The organism is Oleiphilus sp. HI0067, assembly GCF_001635735.1.
In genome coordinates, this window is record NZ_LWFI01001257.1 from 1 (window position 1) to 594 (window position 594).

Consider the following 594-nt stretch of genomic DNA (forward strand, 5'->3'; position numbering starts at 1 on the left):
TGATGGGCCAGTAGCAGACCCTGATGGACATCCAAGTGTTATTCGCTTTAGTCGCAAGACTAAAGAGCAGTACTTGATGTCTGAAGTCATGGACGGTGAAAAAGCAAAAGCAACGGGTTGGACGGCCTATTACCAAGATGGTAAGTGGGTCGAGACTGCTGCTAAGCCGAAAGCGCCTGCTAAAAAGAAAGCTGCAAAAAAGAAATAGGGTTTAAGCATGGCGTATGCAATTGGCACCCCAGGTCAACCTTGGGGTGCATCCGAAATAGAACAGTGGCGTTCTGCGGTACGCTATTATCGTTCGTATCAAACTGAAGTTGTTGATCATTTGTATCGACTCTCTGATCGCTTTCATATCGATAACTACGGCTCTCTTTCTCACGACCCTATTCGATATTCGTTGTTTGCCGTTAAAACCGCTCAGCCGAATCCTGAGCTTCCCTGGGTGCTTATTACTGGTGGAGTGCATGGTTATGAAACGAGTGGTGTTTTAGGTGCGCTCTCTTTTTTAGTTAATAAGGCAGAGCAATACGAAGAGAAGTTTAATTTAGTCGTTATTCCTTGCGTGAGTCCTTGGGGCTTCGAAACGATCAA

At 45.6% G+C, this 594-nt stretch carries 1 protein-coding gene and 1 pseudogene; both read left to right on the top strand.

Annotated features, from left to right (window positions below; genetic code table 11):
* The coding region (locus tag A3739_RS19285) for a hypothetical protein (protein WP_156502698.1) at nucleotides 1-208 on the top strand (208 nt) is incomplete at its 5' end.
* Between the two features lie 9 nt (nucleotides 209-217).
* Nucleotides 218-594 (top strand): annotated as a pseudogene (locus A3739_RS19290) (peptidase); the annotation flags it as partial.